This is a genomic window from Bradyrhizobium sp., from assembly GCF_049798375.1.
Lineage (GTDB): Bacteria > Pseudomonadota > Alphaproteobacteria > Rhizobiales > Xanthobacteraceae > Bradyrhizobium.
In genome coordinates this window covers 1-3,854 of sequence record NZ_JBARGP010000253.1, presented here as the reverse complement: position 1 = coordinate 3,854, position 3,854 = coordinate 1, and the positions used below count along the sequence as shown (strand labels likewise).

The window sequence follows — 3,854 nt, the reverse complement described above, 5'->3', positions numbered from 1 at the left end:
ACAAGGCCCAGAGATCGGCCGACAGCTTGATGCCGTTGGCCGGCAGCCCGGCCAGCACGCCGGCATCGTCGCCGATCCGCTCGGACCCCGGCGCCTCCAGCGCACCGACCAGCACCGCGCCTTGGGTGTCGGCGATCGCACGCACCAGGGCGCGGCCCATCCGGCCGCCGGCTCCCGCAACAATCAAGCGCATGTCGGACATATCAGTTTCCTCGCTTGTTACGGGCTATAGCCGCGACAGGCTACGGCGGCAACCTGATAGCACGGAGGTCAGGGCTGCGGCCCGTCATAGCCTTCCACGATGATGAGATCGGCGATGGAGTGCGGCTGGCGGACCTTGATGTTCGCCTGGTACTCCGGCGACTGATAGCAGGCCATCGCGGTGTCGTAATCGGCGAATTCGATCACCACGTTGCGGGACCGGCTCTCGCCTTCGACGCCGGTATACCTGCCGCCGCGCACGACGTAACGGCCGCCGAACTTGTTGAAGATCGCCGGGTTGGCCGCGGCATAGGCCTTGTAGCCGTCCTCATTGTGAACATCGACACGCCCGATCCAGTATCCTTTGGCCATCCCGTTTTCCTTCTTCTTTCGGTTTCTATCTGTTCAGCGCCTGCGCGACTTCAGCATGAATGGCCTCTGCGGCCAGTTTGGGGTCGTCGGCCGCAAGCACCGGGCGCCCGACCACCAGATAGTCGCTGCCGGATGCGATCGCGCGGGCCGGCGTCATGATCCGCTTCTGGTCACCGGCGGCGGAACCCGCCGGGCGGATGCCTGGCGTCACCAGGCACACCCTGGGCGCCACGATCCCGCGCAGCGCGCCGACCTCTTCCGCGGAGCAGACCAGTCCATCAACGCCGGTCGCGTCGGCCTGTTTCGCACGCATCTCGACCAGTTCCGAAACGCCGAGACGATAGCCGGCAGCCGCGAGATCGGCCTCGTCATAGGAGGTCAGCACGGTCACCGCGAGAATCTTCAAGCCTGAGCCGGCCCGGCCCTCGACGGCAGCCTTCATGGTCTGCGGATAGGCGTGCACGGTCAGGAACGTCGCGCCCAGCCTGGCGATGCTTTCGACGCCGCGCGCCACGGTATTGCCGATGTCGTGCAGCTTCAGATCGATGAAGATCTTCTTGCCGGCGTCGGCGAGCTTCGGCACCAGCGCAAGCCCGCCGGCAAAAGCGAGCTGATAGCCGATCTTGTAGAAGCTGACGCTGTCGCCAAGCCGCCCGATCATCGCTTCTGCTTGCGCAATGTCGGGCAGGTCGAGCGCTACGATCAGGCGGTCGCGCGGAGCGATGTCGGTCGTCGGCATGTCACCTCATGTCATCTGTTGCGAAACGTCGATCAGTTGCCGCACCAGCGCGTCGAGCGCTTCGATATCGGCCGCCTGCTTCAGACGGTCGAGATCGTCATAGGCCTGATCGGCAAAGGACAGCGCAAGCTGATTTGGAATGACGATAGCTTGGCATGCGGACAGAACCAGCCGCAGCGCCGCGAGCGCGCGGACACCGCCGAGCCGGCCTTCGGAGGCGGCTGCGATCGCGAACGGCCTGACGCGAAAGATCTGGCCGCGGCGCTCGTTCCCCTCCTGCACCCGGCTGACCCAGTCGATCGCGTTCTTCAGGAGCGGCGGGATCGATCCGTTATATTCAGGGGTGACGATCAGCACGCCGTGATGGCTGCCGATCATCCGCTTGAGGTTGACCGCGTGCTTCGGCACGCCCGATCTGGCCTGCAGGTCGCCGTCATACATCGGCAAGGGGAAGTCGGCGAGCGAGATCCGGGTGACGTCGACGCCGGCCTGGGCGAAGTGATAGGCGGCCGCGGCCGCAAGCCGGACATTGCGTGAGCCTGATCGCGTCGAGCCGGGAATGACGAGGATTTTCAGCGCGGACATGGTGGAAAACACGTGGCGACCCGCCACGCAAAGCCGCAGCCGCCGGTCAGCCCTTGCGATACACCCAGACGCGCGCGGGCGGAAGGTTCATCCAGATCCGCTCGGACGCCTCGGTGGTTACGCCGGGAAGCGATTTCGGGATCGGCGGCACCACCGAATAGGTGAACTGCACGAAGGGAGCGCCGGGCGTCAGCGCCGCGAAGGCATCGCGGATCAGTTTCATCCGCGTCAGCATCGGCTTGGTCACGAGCGGCAGGCCCGAGACAACCGCGGCGGCCGGCGCACCCAGGACGTTCCAGAGCGTATCGCGGAGCCGATAGGCGTCACCCTGTACCACTTTGGCCTGCGGGTAGCGGTCGCGGAGCAGGGCGCAGAAACCGGGATTATATTCGACCAGCACGAGGCGCTTCTGATCGACGCCGCGCTCGACCAGTGCGCTGGTAATCGCGCCGGTGCCCGGTCCGAGTTCGACTACCGGTCCGGTGCCATGGATGTCGACATACTGCGCCATGGTGCGGGCCAATAGCCGGCCGGACGGCATCACCGCGCCCATATGGAGCGGCTTCTCAATCCATGAGCGGAGAAAGCGCACCTCATCGTCGAGACGCAGAGGCTTTTTCGACACGCGCACGGACGATTGCAGAGGCATCTCACTACCGGACGGGACCGTGGTGGGAGTCCACGGCGAATGTCAGAAAAGGGTCATAAAGACGTATAGATCGCGGGCTGCACGGTCAAGCCGAACCGTAACGCGCGGCTAAGCCCAAAGGCTCCGCGGTCTGAGATGCCGCCCGCAATTTTTTTGTCGCTTAGTGGTATAGTCGCGCAGAGGTCTACGAGGCCACGGCCCCTGCGTCATCCGCAAGTGCCGGACGGCGTAGCTCAATTGGCCGCCTTGCCAAACAGATCCTTAACTTTGCTGAAGAAGCCCGCGGCTTCCGGCTGGGTTGCACCGGACGACAGCTTCTCGAATTCGGCCAGCAATTCCTGCTGCTTTTTCGTCAGGTTCTGTGGCGTCTCGACCACGACCTGGACGTACATATCGCCGGTCTGGCGCGAACGCAGCACCGGCATGCCCTTCGATGCGATGCGGAAGCGGCGGCTGGACTGTGTGCCGGGTGGGATTTTGACCTTGGCCTTGCCCTTGTCGATGGTCGGCACCTCGAACTCGCCGCCGAGCGCGGCCGTCACCATCGAGATCGGGACGCGGCAGTGCAGGTCGGCGCCATCGCGCTGGAAGATGTCATGCGGCGATAGCGACAGGAAGATGTAGAGATCGCCGGGCGGCCCACCGCGGACGCCGGCCTCGCCCTCGCCGGCAAGCCTGATTCGCGTGCCGTCCTCGACGCCCTGCGGGATGTTCACCGACAGCGTGCGCTCGCGGGTGACGCGGCCCTGGCCCGTGCAGGACGGGCAGGGATCCTCGATCATCTGACCACGGCCCTGGCAGCCTGGACAGGTCCGCTCCAGGGTGAAGAAGCCCTGGGCCTGGCGCACGCGCCCGGCGCCGCCACACATCGAGCAGGTCTTTGGCTTCGTGCCGGCCTTGGCGCCGGTGCCGGAGCAGGACTCGCAGGTGACCGAGACCGGGATCTCGATCTGCGCGGTCTTGCCCTGGAAGGCTTCCTCCAGTGTGATTTCCATGTTGTAGCGCAGATCAGCACCGCGTTCGCGGCCACCGCCGCGGCCACCGCGCTGGCCGGCCATGCCGAACAGGTCTTCGAAAATGTCGGAGAAGGAAGAAGCGAAGCCGGCGCCGAAGCCGGGACCGCCGGCGCCGCCCATGCCCTGTTCGAACGCGGCATGACCGTAGCGGTCATAGGCGGCGCGCTTGTCGCCATCCTTCAGGACTTCATAGGCCTCGTTGATTTCCTTGAAGCGAACCTCGCTGGTGGCGTCGCCCGGATTCTTGTCCGGGTGCCATTTCATCGCCAGCTTGCGGAAGGCCGCCTTGAGT

General features: G+C 65.2%; 5 protein-coding genes and 1 pseudogene. All 6 read right to left on the bottom strand.

Annotated features, from left to right (window positions below):
* Nucleotides 1–202 (bottom strand): annotated as a pseudogene (locus tag WA702_RS10745) (4-hydroxy-tetrahydrodipicolinate reductase); the annotation flags it as partial.
* Nucleotides 203–270: 68 nt separating this feature from the next.
* Nucleotides 271–573 carry a DUF1330 domain-containing protein gene (locus WA702_RS10740; RefSeq protein ID WP_425110495.1) on the bottom strand — a complete coding sequence of 101 codons (303 nt, stop codon included), beginning with the start codon at nucleotides 571–573 and terminating at the stop codon, nucleotides 271–273.
* A 25-nt stretch (nucleotides 574–598) separates the two neighbouring features.
* On the bottom strand, nucleotides 599–1,312 hold the full coding sequence (gene pyrF, locus WA702_RS10735; protein ID WP_425110494.1) for an orotidine-5'-phosphate decarboxylase: 714 nt from the start codon (nucleotides 1,310–1,312) through the stop codon (nucleotides 599–601).
* A gap of 6 nt (nucleotides 1,313–1,318) precedes the next feature.
* Nucleotides 1,319–1,897 (bottom strand): NADPH-dependent FMN reductase, encoded by a 579-nt coding sequence (locus tag WA702_RS10730; protein ID WP_425110493.1) that lies wholly within the window; start codon nucleotides 1,895–1,897, stop codon nucleotides 1,319–1,321.
* 46 nt (nucleotides 1,898–1,943) lie between these two features.
* On the bottom strand, nucleotides 1,944–2,546 hold the full coding sequence (locus tag WA702_RS10725) for a class I SAM-dependent methyltransferase (protein ID WP_425110492.1): 603 nt from the start codon (nucleotides 2,544–2,546) through the stop codon (nucleotides 1,944–1,946).
* 233 nt (nucleotides 2,547–2,779) lie between these two features.
* Nucleotides 2,780–3,854, bottom strand: a 1,075-nt coding sequence (dnaJ, locus tag WA702_RS10720; RefSeq protein WP_425110491.1) for a molecular chaperone DnaJ, incomplete at its 5' end; no start/stop codon positions are given.

What these genes read in the sequence shown, in the direction of transcription:
- WA702_RS10740 (WP_425110495.1), bottom strand. Translation starts at nt 573, where the DNA reads ATGGCCAAAGGATACTGGATCGGGCGTGTCGATGTTCACAATGAGGAC.
- pyrF (WP_425110494.1), bottom strand. Translation starts at nt 1,312, where the DNA reads ATGCCGACGACCGACATCGCTCCGCGCGACCGCCTGATCGTAGCGCTC.
- WA702_RS10730 (WP_425110493.1), bottom strand. Translation starts at nt 1,897, where the DNA reads ATGTCCGCGCTGAAAATCCTCGTCATTCCCGGCTCGACGCGATCAGGC.
- WA702_RS10725 (WP_425110492.1), bottom strand. Translation starts at nt 2,546, where the DNA reads ATGCCTCTGCAATCGTCCGTGCGCGTGTCGAAAAAGCCTCTGCGTCTC.